Below are 23182 nucleotides of genomic sequence, written 5' to 3' on the forward strand. Positions count from 1 at the left end.
GGGGTCGGTGGATTCACCGCTGTGGAAACCTGGGCCGTCCGGAGGTGCCGCCGGGGTGCGGCAGCCGGCAGACTGGTCCGCGTGTCTGCGCTCGGAACACTCACCCGTCGGGTCGGCCATCACCGCTGGTTCGGTGCCGCCGCCCGCCTGCTGGTGCCCGCCGACCGGATCGTCGGCCGGCTCACCCGGGGGCGGGTGGTCGCGCTCGGCCTGATCCCGTCCCTCGTCATCACCACCATCGGCCGCCGCTCCGGAAAGCCGCGCAGCAATCCCCTGCTCTACGTGCCCGACGGCGACGCCTACGTGGTGATCGGCTCCAACTGGGGGCAGACGCAGCAGCCCGCCTGGTCGCTGAACCTCCTCGCCGAGCCGACCGCCGAGGTCGACGTACGGGGGCGACGGATCCCGGTGCGTGCCGTGCTGGCCACCGGTGCCGAACGGGACCGGCTGTGGCAGCTGCTGGTCACCGAGTGGCCGGCGTACCGCGCGTACGTCGAGCGGGCCGGCGACCGGGAGATCCGGGTCTTCCGGCTGGAGCCGACCGGGCGCGGCGCGCCGGCCGAGCCGCGGTCTGCTGGCTAGGCTGACCTCGGGTTCGAGTCGGAGGTGGCGGCGGTGCGGGCGAGGAGCGAACCGACCTTGCGGGCCGCGCCGCCACGAGCCGCGCCGCCACGAACGAGGGCCGCCTAGTGGGCGTCAGCGGCGACCGGTCCGGTGTCGGCCGGGGCACCCACGACGATCGACGGTGGACCGTCGCTGAGCGGGTGGCCGAGGCGATCCGGCGGCGTTTCCCTGCCGACGTGCTGGCGATCGCGGTGCATGGCCCCCTGGCCCACGGCGACGACGACGGCGGTGGGGACGGCGAGGTGGGGCTGCTGGTGGTCACCTACCGGCCGGGCACCGGTCCACGGCCGGCGACCCGCCGGGTCGACGGGGTGCTCGTCGACCTGACAGTGGCCGCCGCCGACGACTACCTCGGGCAGGCGCGGCAGCTCTCCCCACTGTGGCCGCTGACCGCCGACCGGTACGTCACCACGCAGGCGCTGCACGACCCGACGGGCTGGCTGCGGACGTTGCGCGACGAGCATCTGGGCCGGCTGGCCCGCGCCCGGCCGGGCGAGTTCAGTACCGCGGCCCGGCAGTCGTGGTACAGGGGCAGTGCGGCGCACTCCCGGGCCGCCCGGCTCGCCGAGTGGTACGAGACCGACCAGGCGCTGCTCATGCTCGGTGAGGCGCGGCTGGCCGCGGCGACAGTGACCGGCCTGCTGAGCCGCACCTACTTCCGTGACCCGGGTGACGCGGTGCGACGCACCGGTCTGGCCGGCGCGGACATGACCGAGGTGGGTGTGGTGCTGACCCGGCAGGCCGACGAACTGGCGGCCCGTGGCCGACCGGTGGACGGCACCGTCGATGACCTGCTCACCGGCTGACCGGCATCACAGCCCGCCCTGCACGCCGATCAGCGAACCGATCAGATAGGTAGCCCCGGCCGCCGCGGCACCCAGCAGCAGTTGCCGCAGCCCGCTCGTCCACCAGGGCCGGCGGGTGAAGCGCGCCACGACCGCGCCGGCGGCGAACAGCCCTAGCCCGCCGACGGCGAGCGCCAGCCAGAGGTCGCTGGAGCCCAGCAGGTACGGCAGCAGCGGCACCAGCGCGCCCACCGAGAAGAACAGGAACGAGGAGAACGCCGCCGCCCACGGGCTCGGCTGGTCGTCGGGGTCGACGCCCAGCTCCTCGCGGACGTGCACCCGCAGCGCCTCTTCCGGGTCACGCCGCACCGCCTCGGCGACCTGGGTGGCAAGGTCCCGGGGCAGGCCGCGGGCCACCCACGCGTCGGCCAGCTCACGGGCCTCCGCCTCGGGGTGCCGTTCCAGTTCGCGTCGCTCCTTGGCGACCTCGGCGGCGACCTGCTCGTTTGCCGACCGCACACTCGTGTACTCGCCGAGCCCCATCGAGATCGCGCCCGCCACCAGGCCGGCGGAGCCGGTAAGCACGATGCTGCGCGGCGACACCCCACCGCCGCCGACGCCGGCGATGAGGGCGATGTTGGTGACCAGCCCGTCCATCGCGCCGAAGACGGCCGGCCGCAGCCAGCCGCCGGACACGTCCGCGTGGTGGGCTTCGCGGAGCGCCGCAGGGGTGTCGGTCACGGCAGGGTCAGGATCTCGTGGCCGTCGTCGGTCACCACGATCGTGTGCTCGAACTGGGCCGTCCACCTGCGGTCCTTGGTCACGACGGTCCACCCGTCGTCCCACATGTCGTACTGGTAGGTGCCGAGCGTGATCATCGGCTCGATGGTGAAGGTCATTCCCGGCTCCATGATGTCCGTGGGGCGGGGACTGTCGTAGTGCGGCACGTAGAGCCCGCTGTGGAAGGACTCCCCGATGCCGTGGCCGGTGAAGTCGCGGACCACGCCGTAGCCGAACCGCTTGGCGTACGACTCGATGACCCGACCGATCACGTTGATCTGCCGGCCCGGCTTGACCGCCCGGATGCCGCGCATCATCGCCTCGTGGGTCCGCTCGACGAGCAGCCGGGCCTCGTCGCTGACCTCGCCCACGCAGAAGGTGGCGTCGGTGTCACCGTGCACCCCACCGATGTACGCGGTCACGTCGACGTTGATGATGTCGCCGTCCTGAAGGACCGTGGAGTCCGGGATGCCGTGGCAGATGACCTCGTTGATGCTTGTGCAGCAGGACTTGGGGAAGCCCCGGTAGCCGAGCGTCGACGGGTACGCGTCGTGGTCGCAGAGGAACTCGTGCACCAACCGGTCGATCTCGTCGGTGGTCACGCCGGGTTTGCAGTGCTCGCCGGCGAGCTGTGTCGCCTGGGCGGCGAGTCGGCTGGCCACCCGCATCTTCTCGATGGTCTCGGGTGTCTGCACATGCGAGCCGCGCCACTCCTGCGGCTGCTTCTTGCCCACGTATTCCGGGCGGGGAATATGGGCGGGCACCGGTCGCCACGGAGAGAGCGTGCCTGGCGTCAGCGGCGGACGTTCGGTCATGTCCCAAGCCTATCGCCGGGGCCGCCGGTGACCCGCGCCACGGCGGTCCGGTACCGGTTGTTGCTCCGTCGTGTCGCCTGTGCCATGGTGTCTGCGTGGATCAAGGGGGAGCACCGCCCGTCTTCTCCGCCAGCGGAGAGATCGATGGTGGTCACTTCCATGTGGTGGTGACCGGCGAGGTCGACATGGCGACCGCCGACACCATGCTCCAGGCCGCGCTGCGCGAGCCCGCCGAGCGGATCACGCTCGACCTGCGCGCTGTCACCTTCTTCGACTCCGCCGCCATCCACGCCCTGGTCCGGCTCGCCCAGCAGTTCACCGGCACGTTGTCGGTGCTGCCGTCCCGGCAGGTCCGTCGAGTGCTGGAGATCTCCGGCCTGGGCGACCAGGGCTGGCTCGAACCAGCCTGACCCCCGGGTCAGGGCTGCAACTGCCGGCGCAGCGTCACCTCGGTGCCCTCGTCGGTACGCCGCACGGTCAGGTCGCCCAGGGCGCCGATCAGCGACAACCCCCGCCCCCGGAACCCGGAGCCGGTCGACTCGCGCCACTGTCCGCTGTCCCGCACGGTGGCGGTCACCGTCCGGTCGGCGATGGCCACCTCGACGCTGATCACCGGCTCGGCGGGGTCGACCGGGTGCTCGATGGCGTTGGCGGCGGCCTCCGAGACCGCCACGGTCAGGTCGAACAGATCGGTCTCGCCGACTGAGTGTGCGACCAGGAAGTCCTCCAGGCGCTTGCGCAGCACACTCAACCGGGTCGGGTCCGCCGGCAACCGCAGCGCGAACCGGTTCAGCTCGGCCGCCTCAAGTGCGAGCACCGCCACGTCGTCGCGCCGCGCCCGCCCAGCGACCCGGCCGACCACAGTGTCGATCAGATCCGCCACGTGCTCGCCCGGCGTGGCCGCGTCGGCACGCAGTTGGGTGAGCGCCGCGTCGATGCCGACCTGCCGGTCCTCGATCAGCCCGTCGGTGTACAGCAGCAGCCGACCGCCGGCGGCCAACTCCCCCTCGACCGTCCGGTACGTCGCGTTCGGAAGCGCACCGACAGGTGGGCCGAGCGCACGGTCATGCAGGAACGCCACGTCGTCTCCTCGGATCAGCAGGGGGGACGGGTGCCCGGCGCTGGCGTACCGCAGCCGGCCGGTGTGCGGGTTGAACAGCAGACAGAGCACTGTCGCGAAGGAGCGACCCTCGGTGGAACCGACCAGCCGGTTGAGCCGGGACAGCGACTCACCCGGGTCGTAACCCTCCAGCAGGTACGCGCGCAGCGCGTTGCGCAACTGCCCCATCGCCGCGGCGGCCTGCACACCCTTGCCGACCACGTCACCGATGACCAGCACCAACTCGTCGCCCTCAAGCGCGATCGCGTCGTACCAGTCGCCGCCGACCTCGACGTCGGCGGTGCCCGGCAGGTACCGGCTCGCCAGCACCGCCCCCGGCATCTGGGGCAGCGTCCTGGGCAGCAGGCTGTGCTGCAACGTGGTGGCGATGTGGTGTTCGGCCTCGTAGAGCTGGGCGTTCTCCAGCCGCACCCCGACCAGCCGGGCCAGTTGGCTCAGCGCGGCCTCGTCGGCCTGCGAGTCGTCACCGGCCGCCCGCCAGACGCGCAACTCGCCGAGCTGCTCGCCGCCGGTGCCGGTCAGCTCGGCCACGAACGACGGGTCGGTGGCCGTGACGCCACCCGCGTCCGACTCGGACCGGGCGTCGGCCGAGGTGACCACCACCCGGGCGGCCTCGGCGAGACTGAGCGCGTGCCGGGCGGCGACCTGGAGAACGTCGGCGGTGGATCGGGCGGTGTTCACCGCCACCGCCGCGTCGGCCAACGTCCGGAGGCGACGGATGATCTGCCCACGCAGCTGACCCAGCTCGACGTTCGCCCGTACGCGGGCGATCAGCTCCTGACCGGAGAACGGCTTGGTCAGGTAGTCGTCGGCGCCGACCGAGAGTCCCGCCACCGCCTCCGCCGAACCGGCCCGGGCGGACAGCAGCACGATCGGCACGTGACGGGTACGCGCGTCCGCGCGCAGCGCGCCGACCAGCCCGAATCCGTCCAGCCGGGGCATCATCACGTCGGTGAGCACAAGGTCGAAACCGCCCTCGCGGGCCAGCTCCAGGGCCACCAGGCCGTCGCTCGCGGTGACCACCTCCCAGGTCGGGGAGAGCAACCGGGTGACGTGCTCACGCAGGTCGACGTTGTCGTCGACGACAAGGATTCGACCGGCGGGCAGGTCGGTGGCCGGTTGACTGTCGAAATCCGGGCCCGCCTCGGCGCCGGTCCACAGCGCGGTCTCCGCCACGTAGAGGCGGGCCTGCTCGGGTTGGCCGGCTGGCAGCGGTGCGAACCCGGCCACCCGGTCCGCCTGAAGGTGCGCCGACCCGAACGGAATGGTCACCGTGAAGGTGCTGCCCTCGTCGACCTCGCTGGTCACACCGACCGTGCCGCCGTGCATCTCGACCAACTCGCGGACCAACGCGAGGCCGATCCCGGTGCCCTCGTGGGTGCGGGCGCGCACTCCGGGCACCCTGTGGAAACGCTCGAAGACGTGCGGCATCTCGGTCGGCACGATGCCCACACCGGTGTCGGTGACGTCGAGCCGGGCCGCGCCGTCGTCGGCGCGGACCCGTACCCGGATCTCGCCGTCGAAGGTGAACTTCAACGCGTTCGACACCAGGTTGAGGACGATCTTCTCCCACATGTCCCGGTCGACGAAGACCGGCGCCGACAGCGGTGGACAGTCCACCACCAGGCGCAGCCCGGCGCGGTCGGTGGCCGAGCGGAAGGTGCTGGCGAGCCGCGCGGTGTAGCCGGCCAGGTCAGTGGGCTGGTAGCGGGCGGCGAGCCGACCGGATTCCAGCCGGGAGAAATCCAGCACCGTGTTGACGAGCTTGAGCAGGCGCAGCGCGTTGCGGTGCATCACTGTGAGTCGGTCGGTGTAGGTGGCGGGCATGCTCGGGTCGGCGAGCATGTCCTCCAGCGGGCCGAGCACAAGTGTCAGCGGGGTCCGGAACTCGTGGCTGACGTTGGCGAAGAAGTTGGTCTTCGCCCGGTCCAGTGCGGCCAGTTCGGCGGCACGGGCCCGCTCCTGCTCGTACGCCCGCTGGATGCCCACAGCGCGCGAGATCTGCGCGGCCACCAGGCCGAGGAAGTCGCGGTACTCGTCGCTGAGCGGCAGCCGACGGTTCACGCCGACGACAAGCGCGCCGACAGTCTCGTTTGTCGCCGTGACCGGCAGGACGTGGGCGACGTCGGCCACGTCTGCGGGCGGGTGGCCGAGCAGGCCGGTCACCCGGACAGTTGTCGGCCCGTCGGTGACCAGCTGGGCGAACGCGTCCGCGGTGAGGCCCACCTCAGCCGGGTCGACGCCCGTGGCGCCGGTCAGGGCGAACCGGCCAGCGGAGTCGGCCTGGTAGATCAGCGCGAACGGCACATCGGCCCGGTGCCGACCGAGCACGTCGGCGGCGGTCCGGCCCAGCTCGGCCGCGCTGTCGACGTCGGCCAGCTCGGCGCCCAGCTCCGCAAGCGCCCGCAGTCGACGTTCGCCGAGCACCCGCCCGGTGGTCTCGTTGACGATGCAGTAGACGCCGCTGACCGAGCCGTCGGCCCCCCGAATCGGGTCGTAGGCGACGTCGAAGTAGGTCTGCTCGACGTACCCGTGCCGGTCCAGCAGGAACGGATGATCCTCGCCGCGGTACGAGCGGCCGGTGCGTCGGACACCGTCCAGCAGCGGGCCGAGCACCTCCCAGGTCTCCGCCCAGTGCTGTCGGGCGGGCTGGCCGAGCACGTCCGGGTGCTTGCTGCCGATCGTCGGCCGGTAGGCGTCGTTGTAGAAGGCGAGCTGGTCGTCACCCCAGAACATGACGATCTGCGCGCTGGAGGCCAGCATCATGCTGATGGCGCTGGAGAGCGCCGACGGCCAGTGCGATGGCGGGCCCAGCGGCGCGGTGGACCAGTCGAAGGCGCGCAGCCGCTCACCCAGCTCGCCGCCATTGGAAAACGCGGCAGCCAGCAGCAGGGGGATCTCATTGCCGTCCGTGACGGAATGCCCCGTGTCCGCGCCCCCCTGCGCCGAGCTCATGCAGCCCCCTGCTCCGGCCGTGCCCGCAGCCGTTGATCTTCCGCACCGTGCCTCGACTTGTACCCAGCGGGATCAGCAACGTAACGCATGGCGAACCGCGGACGCTGATTACTGCGCTGTGCCCGTCGGACACACGACAGCGTGGGTCGGGCACGAGCCTGACCTGCGCCACAAGAATGGTCCGACGACTCAGAAAACGGGCAATCCGTCGATGCTTGCGGCGTTCTTCGTGGCCCGGTACGTCACCAGGTCATCGGCAGTACGCCGCGAGTGTGAGGTAAGCAACAGGTCGCGTTCGGCGCGGAAGTCCATCAGCGGCACGGCATAGCCGCAGGAGTCGCTGACGCGCTGCACCTCGACGGTGATCACGGCCCGGACAGCGTGCACGTCCGGCGGGGCGGGAAACTCGGCGAGACGGTCGGCGAAGTCGGCGTCGGTGACCGCGACGCTGCTGCCCCGGCCGTGCAGCCGGACGATCTTCGGCGGCCCGTCGAACGCGCAGAACATCAGCGTGATGCGGCCGTTGTCGCGCAGGTGGGCGATGGTCTCGGCACCGCTGCCGTGGTAGTCGAGGTAGGCCACCCGGTGCGGGCCGAGGATCACGAAGGTGCCCCGCATGCCCTTCGGCGAGACATTGACGTGCCCCTCCGTACCGGACGGCGCGGTGGCCACGAAGAAGACCGGCTGGGCAGCAATGAAGTCACGCAGACGACCGTCGATCTCCGAATACACCTTGCCCATTGGCTGATCCTCCCACCGGCCGAGGCACCGCACGGGGGCGACGTATGTCACAGCGGCAGGGTGCCGCCTCACAACGGTGTGACGTACGCCCCGGTGATGCCGCCGTCCACCACGAACTGCGCGGCGGTCATGAACGAGGCGTCGTCGCTGGCCAGGAACGCCACGGCGGCGGCGATCTCCTCCGGCGCCCCGAACCGGCCCATGGGCACGTGCACCAGCCGGCGTGCTGCCCGCGCCGGGTCGGCAGCGAAGAGTTCCAGCAGCAGCGGGGTCGCCACCGGGCCGGGACAGAGCGCGTTGACCCGGATGCCCTCGCGGGCGAACTGCACGCCCAACTCCCGGGTCATCGCCAGCACGCCACCCTTGCTCGCGGTGTACGCGATCTGCGACGTCGCCGCGCCCAGGAGCGCCACGAACGAGGCGGTGTTGATGATCGAGCCCTTGCCCTGCCGACGCATGTGCGGGATCGCGTACTTGCAGCACAGGTAGACGCTCGTGGTGTTGACCCGCAGCACCCGCTCCCAGGCGTCGAGCCCGGTGTCCAGGATCGAGTCGTCCTCCGGCGGGGAGATGCCGGCGTTGTTGAACGCGATGTCGACGCTCCCGTGCCGCTCGGCGACACCGTCGAAGAGGTCGCGTACCGCCGTCTCGTCGGCGACGTCGGTGGCCACGAACTCGCCGCCGCACTCCTGCGCGGCCCGCTCGCCGGCCGCCTCGTCGATGTCCACGCAGACGACCCGGGCACCCTCGGCGGCGAACCGCCGCACGGTGGCCAACCCGATGCCGCTGCCCGCTCCGGTGACCACTGCCACCCGGTCCTGCAACCGACCCTGCACTGGCGTCACTCCTCTGTCGCGATGAACACGTTCTTGACGTCGGTGAAGGCGTGCAGCGCGTCCGGACCCAACTCGCGGCCCAGCCCGGAGCGCTTCATCCCACCGAACGGGGTCCAGTACCGCACCGAGGAGTGCGAGTTGACGCTGAGATTGCCCGAGTCGACGGCGCGGGCCATGCGCAGCGCCCGACCGACGTCCCGGGTCCAGATCGAGCCGGAGAGCCCGTACTCGGTGTCGTTGGCGAGCCGGACGGCGTCGGCCTCGTCGTCGAACGGGAGGACCGAGACCACCGGCCCGAAGATCTCCTCCCGCCAGTGCCGGTCGGCGGGTGAGTCTGCCAGCAGCACTGTCGGCGCGTGCCAGAAGCCGGGGCCGTCCGGGCAGGACCCGGTGAACGCGACTGTCGCCCCGGTCACGTAGCCGGCCACCCGGTCCCGCTGCGCGGCGGAGATCAGGGGACCCATCTCGGCGGTCTCCAGAGCGGGGTCCTCGACCCGTACGGCGCGTACCGCCGGTTCGAGCAGTTCCAGGAAGCGGTCGTACACCGGACGTTGGACCAGGATCCGCGACCGTGCGCAGCAGTCCTGGCCGGCGTTGTCGAAGACCGCGCCCGGTGCGGTCGCGGCGGCGCGTTCCAGGTCGGCGTCGGCGAAGACGATGTTGGCGCTCTTGCCGCCCAGCTCCAGCGTGAGTCGCTTCACCTGGGCGGCGCAGCCGGCCATGATCCGGGTGCCGACCTCGGTGGAGCCGGTGAAGCAGATCTTGCGGACGGCCGGGTGGGTGACGAACCGCTCCCCCACCACCGAGCCCTCGCCGGGGACGACGGTGAACACGTCGTCGGGCAGGCCGGCCTCGCGGGCCAGTTCGGCAAGCCGCAGCGCGGTGAGCGGGGTCAGCTCGGCGGGCTTGAGCACCACAGTGTTGCCGGCGGCGAGCGCCGGAACGAACCCCCAGGCGGCGATCGGCATCGGGAAGTTCCACGGCACGATCACACCGACGACGCCGAGGGGTTCGTGGAAGGTGACGTCCCACCCGCCCGGCGCCGGGATCTGCCGCCCGGTCAACCGCTCCGGCGCGCCGGCGTAGTAGTCCAGTACGTCGCGGACGTTTCCGGCCTCCCAGCGGGCGTTGCCGATGGTGTGCCCGGAGTTGCGGACCTCCAGCGCTGCCAACTCGTCAAGGTGCGCGTCGACGACGGAGGCGAACCGCCGCAGCAACCGAGCCCGATCCCCCGCCCCCACCGTCCGCCAAGTCTCGAACGCGGCAGCGGCCCGAGAAATCGCGGAATCAACCTCCCCAAGCGAGGCCCCCGGCACCTCCCGAAACCCCACCCCGGAAGCCGGATCAACAACCGTAGTCACGCCCGCACCACCCCTCGCCGTCGATCATGGAGTTGTGGTGCCCCGCGAAAGCCGCATTCCACCCCACTCCGGCCACCACAACTCCATGATCGACGCGGGCGTGGCGGCGGGGGGCTACAGGCGTTCGAAGCCACGGGTTAGCTCCCAGTCCGTTACCGCTGCGTCGTACGCCGCGATCTCCACTCTTGCCTGGTTGGCGTAGTGGGCCACCACCTCTTCGCCGAACGCCTCGCGGGCCACCTCGGAGTTCTCCCAGAGGGTCAGCGCGTCGCGGAGGGTGCCGGGGACCCGCTCGGCCTCCGGGTCGTCGTAGGCGTTGCCAGTGCACTCCTCGCCCAGCTCCAGCTCACGCTCGATGCCGTGCAGGGCACCGGCGACCAGGCCGGCGATCGCCAGGTACGGGTTGACGTCGGCGCCGGGCACCCGGTTCTCCACACGCATCCCCTGCCCGTGCCCCACCACCCGCAACGCGCAGGTGCGGTTGTCCACTCCCCAGCGCAGGGCCGTGGGGGCGAAAGAATCCGGCTGGTACCGCTTGTAGGAGTTGATGTTCGGGGCGAAGAGCAGGCTGAACTCCCGCATCGTGGCGAGCAGCCCGGCGAGCACCCGCTGACCGGTCTGCGACAGGTGGGCAGGCCCGTCGCCGAGCATCGCCGACGAGCCGCCGGAGTCCCGCAGGGAGAAGTGGATGTGGCAGGAGTTGCCCTCCCGCTCGTTCGGCTTGGCCATGAAGGTGATCGACATGCCCTCCTGGGCGGCGATCTCCTTGGCCCCGTTCTTGTAGATCACGTGGTGGTCGGCGCACGCCACGGCCTCGTCGTACCGGAAGGCGATCTCGTGCTGGCCGAGGTTGCACTCGCCCTTGGCGCTCTCCGGGGTCAGCCCGGCGCCGGCCATCTCGGTGCGGATGCGGCGCAGCAGCGGCTCGACCCGGGCGGTGCCGAGCAGCGAGTAGTCCACGTTGTACTGGTTCGCCGGGGTGAGGTCGCGGTAGCCGCGCCGCCACGCCTCCTCGTAGGAGTCGCGGAACAGCACGAACTCCAGCTCGGTGCCGGCGTACGCGGTCAGGCCGTGCTCGGCCAGCCGGGCCAGTTGCCGGCGCAGGATCTGCCGGGGTGAGGCGACCACGTCGCCGGAGCCGTCCAGCCAGGCCAGGTCGGCGAGTAGCAGTGCGGAGCCGGGCTGCCAGGGCGTCCGGCGCAGGGTGTCGAAGTCCGGCACCATCGCGAAGTCGCCGTAGCCGCGCTCCCAGCTCGACATCGCGTACCCGTCGACGGTGTTCATGTCGACGTCGACGGCGAGCAGATAGTTGCAGCCCTCGCTGCCGCCCTCCACCACCTGGTCGAGGAAGTAGGGCGCGTGGAACCGCTTGCCCTGCAACCGGCCCTGCATGTCGACAAGTGCCAGCACCACCGTGTCGATCTCGCCCTCGGCGACGGCGACCCGCAGTTGTTCCAGCGTGAGCGGAGCTTTCCTCATTCGCGGGCCTCCATCACCAAGGTCTACTGGCAAACCGGACCACCGTCAATGCCCCCGGCCGGCACCCCGGCAAACGCGATAGTCGCTTCGCTCGGGAGGGCCCGATTCGCGGGCAACGAAAGGATCTTGGTCGTACTAGCCTGCACGCCATGGCCTTGAGTCCGGATCAGTTTCACGACCATGCGCTGGCCGTTGCCGACGACGAGCGGCGGCTTCCCCTGGCGCGCATGACGGGGTGGGACATCAGCCCGTTCGAAGAGGAAACTCTGCGGGTTGCGCCGCTGCGCCCGCCGGTCCTGCCCGAGCCCGCCCGGCACGGTGAGGATCCGGCGGACTGCCAGCCGTGCCGGGAGCGCGACGAGGGCATCTGGTTCAACGACCACTGGCGGCTGGCCCAGGTCGCGGGCGTCGGCGTGCCGCTGGTGCTGATGCTGTGGCCGCGCGATCATCTCGACCTCACCGATCTCCCCGACGAACTCGCCGCCGAGCTGGGCCTGCTGACCACCCGCATCGCCCGCCACGTGCAGGCCCTGCCGTACATTTCCCGCGCGCACGTCTACCGCTTCGGCGACGGCGCGGCCCACCTGCACGTCTGGTTCTTCGCCCGACCCGAGGGGCAGGGTCAGCTCTTCGGGTCCTGGCTGCCCGTCTGGGACGACCTGCTGCCGGAGTACCCCGCCGACGTCGCCGCGGCGGACGCCGCGCTCGTGGCGGACGCCCTTGTCGCATCGCACGGGGGCCAGCGTTCGGCGCCCGCCGCACCGGCTGCCTGAACCTGTCACAAGCCGACGGGCCCGCTATCGGAGTCCTGGTCGACGGTACGCACCGGACCGGTGAACCATTTCCGGGCCGAGGCGTACCACCAGACGGCGACCAACAGCAGCACCCCGCCCACGGCCAGCGGCGCGTAGTTCACAGCCGACCAGGCGAAGTCGTCGTTGCCGGGAACACCGGCGGGCACGATCGGCAGCACGAAGTAGACAGCGATGACAGCGATCTCGATGACAGCGATCCAGCCGAGCACCTTGTACTTCCGCCCCAGCGTCCACGGCCCGGGGGTGAACCTGTCCCCCATCCGCAGGCGCAGCGCGATCGGGATGAGGAAGGACAGGTAGAGCCCGAGCACCGCCACGGACACCACAGCGTAGAAGGCGATCGGGATGCCGGCGGGGCTCTCGTAGAGCGCGGGGAGGGTGAGCACCAGGCCGGCCAGTGTGGCGCCGATGATCGCGTTGGCCGGGGTGCCGTTTCGGTCCACCTTGGACCACAGTCGCCAACCGGGCACGGCCCGGTCGCGGCTGAACGCGTACGTCATACGGCTCATCGATGTCACGCAACTCATGCCGCAGAAGAACTGCCCGATCGTGGAGATGATGATGACGACCTTGAAGAACACCGGGGTCAGTGCGGATTCGAAGATGGCGCCGGAGAAGCCGCCGGCCGCGTTCACCGCCTCGACGTCGGTGGCCGCGAAGAGGAACGCCAGCAGCAGGATCCAGCCACCGATGGCCGAATAGAAGATCGACTGCCAGAGTCCTCGCGCGGCGGCCTGCGAGGCGCCGCGGGTCTCCTCCGAGACGTGCGCGCAGGCGTCGAAGCCGGTGATCGTGTACTGCGTGAGCAGGAAACCCAGCGGCAGCACGTAGAACCAGAACGTCAACCCGCCGGTGTCCCCGTCACCGAAGCCGGAGTTGTTGAACCGCTCGGTGAACACGAACTGGAAGCTCTGGTGGTTGTCCGGGACGAAGACCAGGATGGCCACCACGACGGCCGCGCCGGCCACGTGCCACCAGACCGAGACATTCTGGAGTACGTCGATGATCCGGTGCCCGAAGACGTTGATCAGCCCGTGCAGCGCCAAGATGATCACGAAGAGGATGAACGCCTGGCGCAGCGTGCCGGCCCAGCCGTCGAAGAGCGCCGACAGGGTGAGGTTGAGAAACGTCGCGCAGCCGTAGTCGACCGAGGCGGTGACCGCGACCAGCCCGATGAGGTTCAGCCAGCCGGTGAACCAGCCGTGCACCGGCCGACCCATCGTGGCCGCCCACCAGTAGATACCGCCGGCCGTCGGGTACGCCGACACCAACTCGGCCATGCAGAAGCCGATGATCAGGATGAACAGGGAGATCAGCGGCCAGCCCCAGGAGATGGCGACCGGCCCGCCGTTGTTCCACGCCTGGCCGAACGTGGTGAAGCAGCCGGCCAGGATCGAGATGATGGAGAACGAGATGGCGAAGTTGGAGAAGCCGCTCCACTTGCGGCGCAACTCCTGTTTGTAGCCGAGTTCGGCGAGCCGGCGGGCATCCTCGTCCATCGGTTGCTCGGCGGTCGGCACGGGCGTCGTGGCCACTGCACACCTCCCTGAGGTGGTTCCGCGTGCGAGTGGGCAAAGTGTCATCCCGCCGATCAACTGTGGTCAATACGATGCCGGCGTTTCCCCCCAGGGTCAGGTCAGCAGGAGGCCGGCCAGCCAGAGCGCGGCGACGACAGTGCAGGCGGCGAACTCGACGAGCATCGACAGGCCGGCGGCCTTTACCGCCTGTTTCGTGGACGGCCAGGCCAGCCGCGAGTCACCGAGACGCAGCCGCTCGGCGGCCCACACCCCGCCGACGAACCCGAGCACCAGGCCCACGATCGGCACCACGAAGAACCCGATGATCCCGAGCACCCCGCCGGCGAGCAGCGTCATAGTGGGCACACCGGTGCGTTTGAGGTTCCGCCCCGGCCAGGCGTACTTGACGACGGTGCCGGTGACGGCGACGAGCGTCGCGGCGGCGAACACCGCCCAGCCACCCGGGCCGGCGCCCCCGAAGATCGCCCAGACCAGCACGCCGCCCCAGCACAGCGGGAGCGCCGGCAGGCCGGGCACCACAACACCCGCCAACCCGGCCAGGATGGCCAACCCGGCGAGCACCGTGACCGCCGCGGAGGCGTCCGTCACGCTCACCGCCTCACCTCCCGGGCGCGCAGCCGCGCGGTGATCGAGTCGGCCGGTGCTGGTGCGCCGAAGTATCGCCCCTGACCGGTGTCGCAGCGCAGCGCCCGCAGCCGCTCGGCCTGCACCGCGGTCTCCACCGCCTCGGCGGTCACCCACAACTCGAGGGCGTGCGCGAGCCGGACGAGCGCGTCGACGATCCGTTCGTCCCGGTGGTCGGCGGCGACGTCCGTCCCGTCGGCGCGGATGCCCTCGACGAACGGGCCGGCCAGTTTCAGACAGTGGATCGGCAGCCGCCGCAGGTACGCAAGGTTGGAGTAGCCGGTGCCGAAATCGTCGACGGCCAGCCGGACGCCGAGCGCCGCGAGCTGGTGCAGGCTGCGCAGCGGCTCTCCGGCGCTGCCCATCACCGCGCTCTCGGTCAGCTCCAACTGGAGCAGCCCGGCCGGCAGCCCGCTGGTGGCAAGCGCGTCCGCCACCGTCGAGACGATCGCCGGGTCGTCGGCCTGCCGTGCGGCCAGGTTGACGCTCACCACAAGCTGAGCCTCGGGGAATTCCCGCCGCCACCGTTCGGCGTCGTGGCAGGCCTGCCGCAGCACCCACTCGCCGAGCGAGACGATCAGGCCGGTCTCCTCGGCGAGGCCGATGAACCGGTCCGGGCCGATCAGGCCCAGCTCCGGGTGCTCCCAACGGACAAGCGCCTCCACCGCGAGCATGGTGCCCTCCAGCAGCGCCACGATCGGCTGGTAGTGCACCACGAACTCGCCCCTGTCGAGTGCCGCCGGCAGCCCGGCGACAAGTGCCGACCGGGCGATGTCGCGGGCGCTGCGCTCGGGGTCGTACACCGCCCAGCGGCCCCGGCCGGCGGCCTTGGCCCAGTAGAGCGTGGTGTCGGCGGCCTTCATCAGCTCCGAGGCGGTGGTCTCCGCGGCCGGGCACTCGACGATGCCCACACTGGCGGAGACCGCCAACTGCTGGTCGCCGACGTGCACCGGGGCGGCGACGGCGACAAGCGCCGCCTCCGCCACGGCCACCGCGTCGGCGTCGCCGTCGCCGTCCCCGCCGTCGACAAGGATGACGAACTCGTCGCCGCCCATCCGGGCCACCAGGTGACCGCGGTCGGCCACGCACTCGGCCAGCCGCCGGCCGATCACCACCAACAGCCGGTCACCGAGGTCGTGGCCGAGGCTGTCGTTGATCGCCTTGAAGCCGTCCAGGTCGAGGAAACACACACCGACCCGCTGCCGGGGCGGCGCGGTGTCGAGGACCCGACCCAGCGTCTCGAAGAACAACGTCCGGTTGGGCAGGCCGGTCAGCGGGTCGTGCAACGCCTGGAAACGCAGCCGCTGCTGGAGCTCGTACCGCTCGGTGATGTCCTCGACCATGGCGACGGTGAAGCGGGGTCGACCGTCGTCGTAGCGGATCAACGAGACGGCCAGGTCCGTCCAGACGACGCTGCCGTCCTTGCGGTAGTAGCGCTTCTCGACCCGCGCCGAGTCGCGCTTGCCCTCGATCAGCTCCTTGTAGATCTCCCACATGCCGGCGGCGTCGTCGGCGTAGGCCAGCGACGCCACGTTGGTCTGGCACAACTCCTCGGTGGAGTAGCCGAGCATGTCGGCGAACGCCTGGTTGACGTCGAGGATCTGACCGTCGACCCCGGCGATGCCGATGCCGATGACCGCGCCGGTGAAGACCGCACGGAACCGCGCCTCGCTGTCGCGCAGCGCCTGCTCGACCTCGTCGCGTGCCTGCCAGGCCGACCGGGCGATCCGCTCCTGCTGGGTGAACGTACGGTCACGCAACGCGCGGGCGAACCCGGCGGCCAGACCGCCCTGCACCGCGGCGATCCGCCGGGTCAGGTCGGCCGGTCGGTCGTCGGCTGCCAACACCCGACGGGGAAAGTCGTCACCGAGTGCGGTGAGCGACCACTCCAGCGCCCGGGGCTCGGTCAGGTGGGCCTCCACCAGCGCCCGCCCGACCTCCTCGGCGGGACGGACCGAGAACGGCTCGGCCTGCACGGCCTGGGCCAGCCGCACTGTGTGTACGAGCAGCAGCCGCTCGGTCTCGGACGCGCTGAGCGGCACGAAACCGAGGCGGCGTACCGCGCGGGCCCAGTCGGCGGCGTACCTCTGGGCGTCGGCCCGGCCGACGTCGACCCCGGTGGGGTCCGGGACGGCGGCCACGGGATCAGCCGACGGACTGGTCGTACCGGGCCACGCCCCCGAAGGCACCGAACCGCTCCGGGTGCTCGTCCACGTCGGACGGCGAGTCGGGGCGCCAGAGCGGCATGTGCACCACGCCCGGTTCGAGCACGGTCCAGTCGCCGAAGAACCCGGTGACCTGGGCGCGGGAGCGCAGGGTGATCTCGGTGTCGGTCCGGGAGGAGAGACGCTGGGCGTCAAGCATCTCCTGCGGCTGGTCCTCGAACGTCGAGTGCGAGATGACAAGGAAGCTGCCGGGCGCGGCGGCGGCCCGCAGCGTGGCCAGGATGTCGTCGGGGCTGTCGGCGTCCGGGATGAAGTGCACCACCCCGGCCAGCAGGATGCCCATCGGTCGACTGAAGTCGATGAGCCCGAGCCGCCGGGTCTCCTCGAGGATGCGCTCCGGCTCCCGCAGGTCGGCGTGGATCACCCCGGTCAGGTCGTTGCCGGCGAGCAGTTCCCGGCTGTGCGCGACGGCCACCGGGTCGATGTCGACGTACACCACCCGGGCCTTCGGGTTCGCGGCCTGGGCCACCTCGTGCACGTTGCCCACGGTGGGAATTCCGGAGCCGATGTCGAGGAACTGGTCGATACCGGCGTCGAGCAGCGCCCGGACGGCCCGGCGCAGGAACTCCCGGCCGGAGCGCATGGTGGCGGCGAGATTCGGGGTCATGCTGGCGATCTGCTCGGCCAACTGCCTGTCGATCTCGAAGTTGTGTGCCCCGCCCAGGAAATAGTCGTACACCCGGGCCGCGCTCGGCCTGGTCAGGTCAATCTCGGTCGGCAGTCCGTCCGGCATCAGCGTGCTCCCCAGTTCAGCGCCGCGGGCGAGGCGGCTCCGGCGTCGGCTGCCCCTGCGACCACCGGCCGACCCCGCGTTTTGTGTGGTGTGGACCACTCTAGGCTGCCGACTCCCGCGTTCGGGAGATCCCTTCACGCTCTTTCCGCGCTCAGGCTGCCGACTCCAGCAACAGCGAGATACCTTGACCGACGCCGATGCACATGGTGGCCAGCGCCCGCCGGCCGCCGCGACGGCGCAACTCCAGGGCGGCGGTCAACGCCAGCCGGGCACCGCTGGCGCCCAGCGGGTGCCCGAGCGCGATGGCCCCGCCGTTCGGGTTGACGTGCTCGGCGTCCACCGGCAGGCCCAACTCCCGCAGCACCGCCACGGACTGCGCGGCGAACGCCTCGTTCAGCTCGACCACATCCACGGCGCTCAACTCGACGCCGACCCGGTCGAGCAGTTTGCGGGTGGCCGGCACCGGGCCGATCCCCATGATCCGGGGCGGCACGCCCGCCGCCGCCGCTCCGCCGATGCGGGCCAACGGGGTCAGGCCGTAGCGGGCCACCGCCGCCTCGCTTGCCACAAGCAGCGCGACAGCGCCGTCGTTGACGCCCGAAGAGTTGCCGGCGGTCACAGTGCCGCCGTCGCGGAACGGGGTGGGCAGCGCCGCGAGCTTCTCCAGCGACGTCTCCCGCGGGTGCTCGTCGACCTCGACCAGCCGGGTCTCCCGGCGACCCGCCGGCACGGTGACCGGCACGATCTCCTCGGCGAACCGGCCGTCGGCCTGCGCCCTGGCCGCGCGCTGCTGCGAGCGGTACGCGAAGGCGTCCTGCTCGGCCCGGCCGACGCCGTACTCGGCGGCCACGTTCTCCGCCGTCTCCGGCATCGAGTCGACCCCCCAGCCGTCGCGCATCAGCGGGTTAACAAACCGCCAGCCCAGTGTGGTGTCGTGCACCTCGGCCGAGCGGGAATACGCCGACGTAGCCTTGGGCATCACGAACGGTGCCCGGCTCATGCTCTCGACCCCACCGGCGACCACCAGCTCCGCGTCGCCGGCGACGATGGACCGGGCGGCGGTGGCGAGAGCGTCAAGCCCCGAGCCGCAGAGCCTGTTGACGGTGCTGCCCGGCACCTCCTCGGGCAGACCGGCAAGCAGCGCCGCCATCCGGGCCACGTTGCGGTTGTCCTCGCCGGCCTGGTTGGCGCAGCCCAGCACGACATCGTCGACGCGGGCCCAGTCCACCGACGGGTGGCGGGCGACAAGCTCACGGATCACGTGCGCGGCCAGGTCGTCGGGGCGGACGCCGGCCAGCGCGCCGGCGTATCGGCCGATCGGGGTACGGACACCGGCCACCAGGTATGCCACTGTCATCGCGAGTCCTTCGGGGGTGCAGACGGCGGGGGTGGGGCACACCCACCGGGTCGCGAGGGCTGCCGGCCGCCAGGATATCCGCGCTCGCAGCGGATAGGTTTGCGGCATGGCCCGGCCCCAGTTCAGCGCAGAGACCAGCGGCGGCGGCGCGTTCGTCCGCCAGCCCAACCGGTTCACCGGTCGGGTCACGCCGGAGTCGACTTCCCCGCCCGGCGGCGGTCCCGACGACCAGGACCGCTGGCCGCTGGAGGCCGGCCGTTATCGACTCATCTGGTGCCGCGCCTGTCCGTGGGCGCACCGGGCGAGGATCGTGCGCGGGCTGCTCGGGCTGGACGACGCGATCTCGCTGGGCACCGTCGACCCGATCCGTGACGAGCGGGGTTGGGCGTTCGCCCTCGACCCGGACGGCTTCGACCCGGTCCTCGGCGTGGGGTTCCTCTCCGAGGCGTACCTGGCGACCGACCCCGAGTACACCGGCCGGGTGACAGTGCCGGCGCTTGTCGACACGCTCACGGGCCGGGTGGTGACGAACGACTATCCGCAGCTCACCCTCGACTTCTCCACACAGTGGCGGTCGCTGCACCGTGCGGGGGCGCCGGACCTCTACCGGGAGGCACTGCGCCCCGAGATGGACGCGCTGATGGCCGAGATCCACACCGACGTCAACAACGGCGTCTACCGGTGCGGGTTCGCCACCTCCCAGGAGGCGTACGACGAGGCGTTCCGGGCGCTCTTCGCCAGGTTGGACGCGCTGTCGCAGCGGCTCACCGACAGGCGTTACCTGATGGGCGACGCGATCACCGAGGCCGACGTACGGCTGTTCACCACGCTGGTCCGCTTCGACACCGCGTACCACGGGCATTTCAAGTGCAACCGCAACAAGCTGACCGAGATGCCGGTGCTCTGGGCGTACGCCAGGGACCTGTTCCAGACCCCTGGCTTCGGCGAGACTGTGGACTTCGACCACATCAAGCGGCACTACTACGGCACCCACGGGGAGATCAACCCGAGCGGCATCGTGCCGTTGGGGCCTGACGAGTCCGGTTGGACCACCCCGCACGGCCGTGGCTGACCGGGCGCCCACCGGCGTCGAAGCCGCGCCCGCCCGCTCGGACGTCGCCCGACGGCTCGCCGCGTCGGCCGCCGCCGGAGGCGCGCTGGCCGGTGCGGTAGCGGTGACGGTCGCGGTGGTTGCGGGTCCAGGTCCGGGCCTCGCCGGGTACGTGAGCGAGGCGGGCATCGCCGGCAGCGCGTACGCCTCGACGTACCGGATCGGGATCCTGGCATTGGCCGGCGCGTTGCTGCTGCTCGCCGTGGCGCTGCCGCCCGGGGTGCGGGTGGCGGCCCCGGCGCTGCTCGCCACCAGCGCGGTGTTCACCGCCGTGTCCGGAGCGGTGACCTGCTCGGAGGGCTGCCCGTTGCCACCGTTCGAGCGGGCCACGGTGGCCGACCTTGTGCACGGTGGCGCGAGCATCGTGGCGACCGGGGCGGTGGTCCTCACGATGGCGGTGCTTGCCGTGTCCCAGCAGGCGGGGCCGGCGGTGCGCAGGTTGGCGGCTCGCACGGCGGCGCTCGCCTTCCCGCTGTGCGCGGCGGTCGCGCTGGCCATGCTGGTCGTCGGCCGGGGAACACTGGTGGGCGTGTTGGAGCGGCTGGTCCTCGCACTCGCGGTGCTGTGGGCGATGGTCACAGCCACCGTGCTGGCAGTGGGCAGATTTATTCCGCCGTCCGGGTCCTCACGCCTGTAGGGAGCGTCACGGTCAGCGCTACTTGCGGCGGCTCGCCACCGGCGTAGTGTCGGCCATCGATGACCAATGTCTGGGGCCTCACCGTCCGCCTGTACGTCGATCTCCGACTACAGGCCAGCGGCATCTGTCCGGCGTAGCCGCTTCCCGCGCCTACCTCGACCAGACCCGACAATTGGATCATTCTCATGTCTTTTGGCCTGCGCAAGATTCCCTTCTCCGTGCAGATACTTCTTGGCCTGGCACTCGGCGTCGCATTCGGTTTCGTTGCCCGCAGCAACGACCTGAGCTGGCTCACGAGCACCCTGCACACCGTCGGCAGCCTCTTCATCCAGCTGCTCAAGCTGGCCGTACCGCCGCTTGTCTTCACCGCGATCGTGGTCAGCGTCGTCAGCCTGCGCGGCGTGGCGAACGCCGCCCGGCTCGCCGTGAAGACCCTCATGTGGTTCGGCATCACCGCGCTGATCGCGGTGAGCATCGGCATCGGCCTCGGCCTGCTCGTCAACCCGGGCAGGGGCGTCACCCTCGACGTCGGTGCGGCGGCCCCGCCGAAGAACACCGGCTCCTGGACCGACTTCCTCACCGGCATCGTGCCCACCAACCCGGTCGGCGCGTTCGTCGAGGGCAACGTCCTCCAGATCGTCTTCCTCGCCCTCGTGGTCGGCGCCGCGGCGCTGCTTGTCGGTGACGCCGCCGAGCCGTTCGTGGCACTGAACCGCTCCCTGCTGGAGATCGTCCAGAAGGCGCTCTGGTGGGTCATCCGGCTCGCCCCGATCGGCACCCTCGGCCTGATCGGAAACGCCGTCGCCTCGTACGGCTGGGACCTGCTGGCCCCCCTCGCGAAGTTCACCACAGCCGTCTACGTCGGCTGCGCCCTCGTACTGTTCGTGGTCTACCCGCTGGTGCTGATCCTCGCCGGCCGTCTCAACCCGCTGCGCTTCTTCGCCGGCGCCTGGCCGGCGATCGAGCTGGCGTTCGTGTCCCGCTCCTCGGTCGGCACCATGCCGGTGACCCAACGCTCCGTCGAGCGCCTCGGCGTCCCCCGCGAGTACGCCTCGTTCGCGGTGCCGTTCGGCGCCACCACGAAGATGGACGGCTGCGCCGCCATCTACCCGGCACTCGCCGCGATCTTCGTGGCCCAGGTGTTCGGCGTGCACCTCGGCGTCACCGACTACCTGCTCATCGCCTTCGTCTCGGTCGTCGGCTCGGCAGCCACCGCAGGCCTGACCGGGGCGATCGTGATGCTCACCCTCACCCTGAGCACGCTGGGTCTGCCGCTGGCCGGCGCCGGCCTGCTGCTGGCCATCGACCCGATCCTGGACATGATCCGGACCGCCACCAACGTTGCCGGGCAGGCACTCGTGCCGACAGTCGTGGCCGCCCGCGAAGGCACCCTCGACAGGGCCGCGTACGACGCCGCCGGCAGGCGGGACCTGACCGACCCGGAGCCGGTCGCGGAGACCCGCCCCGATCTGAGCCCCGCCCCCGCCCCCGCCTGACCGACACCGACACGGCGACAGGCCCTCACCCCGAGGGCTTGTCGCCGTGTCGGAGAGGATGACTTCATGAGTTCCCTGTTCACTCCACTGGCCCTGCGCGCGGTCACTCTGCCCAACCGGATCGCCATGGCCCCGATGTGCCAGTACTCCGCCGGCCCCGACGGGCTGCCCACCGACTGGCACCTCATCCACCTCGGCACCCGCGCGGTCGGCGGGGTCGGGCTGGTGCTGAGCGAGGCGACAGCAGTGCTGCCCGAGGGCCGGATCAGCCCGCAGGACACCGGGCTGTGGTCCGGCGCACACGTCGACGCGTGGCGTCCGGTGACAGCGTTCGTAGCCGCCCACGGCGCGGTGCCGGCCGTCCAGCTCGCGCACGCCGGGTTCAAGGCCTCCACGTACCGGCCGTGGGCGCCGGAGCGCGGCGGCGTACCGGACGCCGAGGGAGGCTGGACACCCGTCGGCCCCGGGCCGGAGCCGTTCGCCGCCGACTACCGGACGCCGACAGCACTCGACGAGGCAGGCATCGCCGGGGTCGTCGAGGCGTTCGCCACAGCCGCCGAGCGGGCCCTCGCGGCCGGATTCGCCGCCGTGGAGATCCACGCCGCGCACGGCTACCTGCTGCACGAGTTCCTGTCGCCGCTGAGCAACCACCGCACCGACGCCTACGGCGGTGACCGGGCCGCCCGGATGCGGCTCACCCTTGAGGTGGCCCGCGCGGTACGCGCAGCGGTCGGCGAGAGCGTGCCGGTGCTCACCCGCATCTCCGCCACCGACTGGGTCGACGGCGGCTGGACGATCGAGGACAGCGTCGTGCTCGCCGGCGAGTTGGCCGGTGTCGGCGTGGACCTCGTCGACGCGTCCTCCGGCGGCGTGAGCGTGGACCAGCGCATCCCGGTCGGCCCCGGCTACCAGGTGCCGCTGGCCGCCCAGATCCGCCGCGAGGCCGGCGTACCGACAGGCGCTGTGGGACTCATCGTGGAACCGGAGCACGCCGAGCAGATCATCGCCAGCGGCGAGGCGGACCTGGTGCTGCTCGGCCGGGAACTGCTGCGCGACCCGTACTGGTCCCGCCGGGCCGCCGCGAAGCTCGGCGTCGCGTACGCCGGACCGGCGCAGTACGCCCGCGCCTCCTGATCTCCGCCGGTCGGGT

20 protein-coding genes are annotated in these 23182 nt (G+C 71.3%); 8 read left to right on the plus strand and 12 right to left on the minus strand.

Going from position 1 to position 23182, the window contains the following annotated elements; genetic code table 11:
* Positions 1 to 81 precede the first annotated feature (81 nt).
* Both F4558_RS19670 and F4558_RS19675 read left to right on the plus strand, forming a co-directional pair.
* Positions 82 to 582 carry a nitroreductase family deazaflavin-dependent oxidoreductase gene (locus F4558_RS19670; RefSeq protein ID WP_053652501.1) on the plus strand — a complete coding sequence of 167 codons (501 nt, stop codon included), beginning with the start codon at positions 82 to 84 and terminating at the stop codon, positions 580 to 582.
* A gap of 107 nt (positions 583 to 689) precedes the next feature.
* The gene (locus tag F4558_RS19675; protein WP_053652500.1) at positions 690 to 1430 is read left to right on the plus strand and encodes a hypothetical protein; all 741 of its coding nucleotides are present in this window, start codon (positions 690 to 692) and stop codon (positions 1428 to 1430) included.
* A gap of 6 nt (positions 1431 to 1436) precedes the next feature.
* Here the strand turns inward: F4558_RS19675 and F4558_RS19680 are convergent, their stop codons facing one another.
* Positions 1437 to 2150, minus strand: coding sequence for a VIT1/CCC1 transporter family protein (locus F4558_RS19680; RefSeq protein ID WP_053652499.1), 714 nt, complete (start codon positions 2148 to 2150; stop codon positions 1437 to 1439).
* The gene (gene map / locus F4558_RS19685) at positions 2147 to 3004 is read right to left on the minus strand and encodes a type I methionyl aminopeptidase (RefSeq protein ID WP_053652498.1); all 858 of its coding nucleotides are present in this window, start codon (positions 3002 to 3004) and stop codon (positions 2147 to 2149) included. Before map ends, F4558_RS19680 begins: the two co-directional genes overlap by 4 nt.
* 95 nt (positions 3005 to 3099) lie before the next feature.
* Between map and F4558_RS19690 the strand changes: the two genes are divergently transcribed.
* On the plus strand, positions 3100 to 3414 hold the full coding sequence (locus tag F4558_RS19690) for an STAS domain-containing protein (RefSeq protein WP_197281401.1): 315 nt from the start codon (positions 3100 to 3102) through the stop codon (positions 3412 to 3414).
* Positions 3415 to 3422: 8 nt separating this feature from the next.
* Here F4558_RS19690 and F4558_RS19695 read toward each other — a convergent pair whose 3' ends face one another.
* The 5 genes from F4558_RS19695 to F4558_RS19715 all read right to left on the minus strand — a co-directional run bounded on the left by F4558_RS19695 (position 3423) and on the right by F4558_RS19715 (position 11496).
* Positions 3423 to 7079 carry a SpoIIE family protein phosphatase gene (locus tag F4558_RS19695; protein ID WP_167945433.1) on the minus strand — a complete coding sequence of 1219 codons (3657 nt, stop codon included), beginning with the start codon at positions 7077 to 7079 and terminating at the stop codon, positions 3423 to 3425.
* Positions 7080 to 7268: 189 nt separating this feature from the next.
* Complete coding sequence (locus tag F4558_RS19700; RefSeq protein WP_053652496.1) at positions 7269 to 7820, minus strand: pyridoxamine 5'-phosphate oxidase family protein; 552 nt, start codon at positions 7818 to 7820, stop codon at positions 7269 to 7271.
* A 68-nt stretch (positions 7821 to 7888) separates the two neighbouring features.
* Complete coding sequence (locus tag F4558_RS19705) at positions 7889 to 8656, minus strand: 3-oxoacyl-ACP reductase (protein ID WP_167945435.1); 768 nt, start codon at positions 8654 to 8656, stop codon at positions 7889 to 7891.
* Between the two features lie 5 nt (positions 8657 to 8661).
* On the minus strand, positions 8662 to 10017 hold the full coding sequence (locus tag F4558_RS19710) for an aldehyde dehydrogenase family protein (protein ID WP_167945437.1): 1356 nt from the start codon (positions 10015 to 10017) through the stop codon (positions 8662 to 8664).
* Positions 10018 to 10131: 114 nt separating this feature from the next.
* Positions 10132 to 11496: a glutamine synthetase family protein gene (locus tag F4558_RS19715; protein WP_053652493.1), complete on the minus strand. Its 1365-nt coding sequence runs from the start codon at positions 11494 to 11496 to the stop codon at positions 10132 to 10134.
* Between the two features lie 149 nt (positions 11497 to 11645).
* Here F4558_RS19715 and F4558_RS19720 point away from each other — a divergent pair, with 149 nt between their 5' ends.
* On the plus strand, positions 11646 to 12269 hold the full coding sequence (locus F4558_RS19720; protein ID WP_167945439.1) for an HIT family protein: 624 nt from the start codon (positions 11646 to 11648) through the stop codon (positions 12267 to 12269).
* A gap of 5 nt (positions 12270 to 12274) precedes the next feature.
* On the opposite strand, the gene F4558_RS19725 is transcribed toward F4558_RS19720, so the two are convergent.
* The 5 genes from F4558_RS19725 to pcaF all read right to left on the minus strand — a co-directional run bounded on the left by F4558_RS19725 (position 12275) and on the right by pcaF (position 18788).
* Positions 12275 to 13846, minus strand: a complete 1572-nt coding sequence (locus F4558_RS19725; RefSeq protein WP_167945441.1) for an amino acid permease — start codon at positions 13844 to 13846, stop codon at positions 12275 to 12277.
* A gap of 96 nt (positions 13847 to 13942) precedes the next feature.
* A complete protein-coding gene (locus tag F4558_RS19730) occupies positions 13943 to 14443 on the minus strand; it encodes a DUF456 domain-containing protein (RefSeq protein WP_053652490.1) in 501 nt (166 codons plus the stop codon).
* Positions 14440 to 16614 (minus strand): putative bifunctional diguanylate cyclase/phosphodiesterase, encoded by a 2175-nt coding sequence (locus F4558_RS19735; protein WP_167945443.1) that lies wholly within the window; start codon positions 16612 to 16614, stop codon positions 14440 to 14442. Before F4558_RS19735 ends, F4558_RS19730 begins: the two co-directional genes overlap by 4 nt.
* A 4-nt stretch (positions 16615 to 16618) precedes the next feature.
* Positions 16619 to 17431, minus strand: coding sequence for an SAM-dependent methyltransferase (locus F4558_RS19740; protein ID WP_053652488.1), 813 nt, complete (start codon positions 17429 to 17431; stop codon positions 16619 to 16621).
* A 151-nt stretch (positions 17432 to 17582) separates the two neighbouring features.
* Positions 17583 to 18788, minus strand: coding sequence for a 3-oxoadipyl-CoA thiolase (pcaF, locus tag F4558_RS19745; protein WP_053652487.1), 1206 nt, complete (start codon positions 18786 to 18788; stop codon positions 17583 to 17585).
* Between the two features lie 106 nt (positions 18789 to 18894).
* Between pcaF and F4558_RS19750 the strand changes: the two genes are divergently transcribed.
* The 4 genes from F4558_RS19750 (at position 18895) to F4558_RS19765 (ending at position 23166) form a co-directional block, all read left to right on the plus strand.
* A complete protein-coding gene (locus F4558_RS19750; RefSeq protein ID WP_053652486.1) occupies positions 18895 to 19860 on the plus strand; it encodes a glutathione S-transferase family protein in 966 nt (321 codons plus the stop codon).
* The gene (locus F4558_RS19755) at positions 19853 to 20536 is read left to right on the plus strand and encodes a DUF998 domain-containing protein (RefSeq protein ID WP_167945445.1); all 684 of its coding nucleotides are present in this window, start codon (positions 19853 to 19855) and stop codon (positions 20534 to 20536) included. Before F4558_RS19750 ends, F4558_RS19755 begins: the two co-directional genes overlap by 8 nt.
* Before the next feature lie 197 nt (positions 20537 to 20733).
* Positions 20734 to 22032, plus strand: coding sequence for a dicarboxylate/amino acid:cation symporter (locus tag F4558_RS19760; protein ID WP_209274440.1), 1299 nt, complete (start codon positions 20734 to 20736; stop codon positions 22030 to 22032).
* A gap of 66 nt (positions 22033 to 22098) precedes the next feature.
* Positions 22099 to 23166 carry an NADH:flavin oxidoreductase/NADH oxidase gene (locus tag F4558_RS19765; RefSeq protein WP_053652483.1) on the plus strand — a complete coding sequence of 356 codons (1068 nt, stop codon included), beginning with the start codon at positions 22099 to 22101 and terminating at the stop codon, positions 23164 to 23166.
* Positions 23167 to 23182: the final 16 nt, after the last annotated feature.

This window comes from Micromonospora profundi (genome assembly GCF_011927785.1).
In the GTDB taxonomy this organism is placed as follows: domain Bacteria; phylum Actinomycetota; class Actinomycetes; order Mycobacteriales; family Micromonosporaceae; genus Micromonospora; species Micromonospora profundi.